Below are 1,077 nucleotides of genomic sequence, written 5' to 3'. Positions count from 1 at the left end.
CCGAACACAGTAGTTAAGCTCTTCAGCGCCCATGGTAGTTGGGGCCTTGCCCCTGCAAGAGTAGGACGTTGCCAGGCGAAATACAGGAGGATTAGCTCAGCTGGGAGAGCACCTGCCTTACAAGCAGGGGGTCGCAGGTTCGAGCCCTGCATCCTCCACCATTTATGCCGGTCTAGCTCAATTGGTAGAGCAACTGACTTGTAATCAGTAGGTTGGGGGTTCAAGTCCTCTGGCCGGCACCACTCAGAGCCATTAGCTCAGTTGGTAGAGCATCTGACTTTTAATCAGAGGGTCGGAGGTTCGAATCCTCCATGGCTCACCATTTTTTAGCGGGTGTGGCGGAATTGGCAGACGCGCTAGACTTAGGATCTAGTGTCTATCGACGTGGGGGTTCAAGTCCCTCCACCCGCACCACATTAATTTAATAAGTTTAGCGGAAGTAGTTCAGTGGTAGAACACCACCTTGCCAAGGTGGGGGTCGCGGGTTCGAATCCCGTCTTCCGCTCCAGAGAATTTAATCGTTTAGTTTGCCGAATGATTAAGATGTAATATTCTCATGCCGGGGTGGCGGAATTGGCAGACGCACAGGACTTAAAATCCTGCGGTGGGTTTCCACCGTGCCGGTTCGAGTCCGGCCCTCGGCACCATATAGCGCCCGTAGCTCAATTGGATAGAGCGTTTGACTACGGATCAAGAGGTTAGGGGTTCGACTCCTCTCGGGCGCGCCATTTTACGGGAAGTAGCTCAGCTTGGTAGAGCACTTGGTTTGGGACCAAGGGGTCGCAGGTTCAAATCCTGTCTTCCCGACCATTACAAAAATATAGTTTGTGGGGCCTTAGCTCAGCTGGGAGAGCGCCTGCTTTGCACGCAGGAGGTCAGCGGTTCGATCCCGCTAGGCTCCACCATTATAAAAATGTACCTTGAAAACTAGATAAGAATCTTAGGAAGTGAAGACGACTGATCATTTAGGAGTCTGAACTGACTGAGAATGACAAGACATCAAACAATAACCAACGACTTTTTCATAAAGAAAGTAAGTATAGTTAAGTGAAGAAGGGCGCACGGTGGATGCCTTGG

The 1,077-nt window shown here is 51.0% G+C and carries 9 tRNA genes; all 9 read left to right on the top strand.

The window, feature by feature from the left end:
* Nucleotides 1–85: 85 nt before the first annotated feature.
* The 9 genes from F9U64_RS22545 to F9U64_RS22505 all read left to right on the top strand — a co-directional run bounded on the left by F9U64_RS22545 (nt 86) and on the right by F9U64_RS22505 (nt 905).
* Nucleotides 86–161, top strand: a tRNA-Val gene (locus F9U64_RS22545).
* Nucleotides 162–166: 5 nt separating this feature from the next.
* Nucleotides 167–242, top strand: a tRNA-Thr gene (locus F9U64_RS22540).
* A gap of 4 nt (nt 243–246) precedes the next feature.
* Nucleotides 247–322 (top strand) — tRNA-Lys (locus F9U64_RS22535).
* 7 nt (nt 323–329) lie between these two features.
* Nucleotides 330–414, top strand: a tRNA-Leu gene (locus tag F9U64_RS22530).
* Between the two features lie 19 nt (nt 415–433).
* A tRNA-Gly gene (locus tag F9U64_RS22525) sits at nt 434–508 on the top strand.
* A gap of 50 nt (nt 509–558) precedes the next feature.
* Nucleotides 559–647 (top strand) — tRNA-Leu (locus F9U64_RS22520).
* A 4-nt stretch (nt 648–651) separates the two neighbouring features.
* A tRNA-Arg gene (locus F9U64_RS22515) sits at nt 652–728 on the top strand.
* A 5-nt stretch (nt 729–733) separates the two neighbouring features.
* Nucleotides 734–810: transfer RNA gene (locus F9U64_RS22510), tRNA-Pro, on the top strand.
* A gap of 19 nt (nt 811–829) precedes the next feature.
* Nucleotides 830–905 (top strand) — tRNA-Ala (locus F9U64_RS22505).
* Nucleotides 906–1,077 lie beyond the last annotated feature (172 nt).

It is taken from the genome of Gracilibacillus oryzae, assembly GCF_009498735.1.
Taxonomy (GTDB): Bacteria; Bacillota; Bacilli; order Bacillales; family Amphibacillaceae; genus Gracilibacillus; species Gracilibacillus oryzae.
The sequence above is the reverse complement of the archived record's forward strand: the minus strand, read 5'-3'. Positions and strand labels throughout refer to the sequence as shown.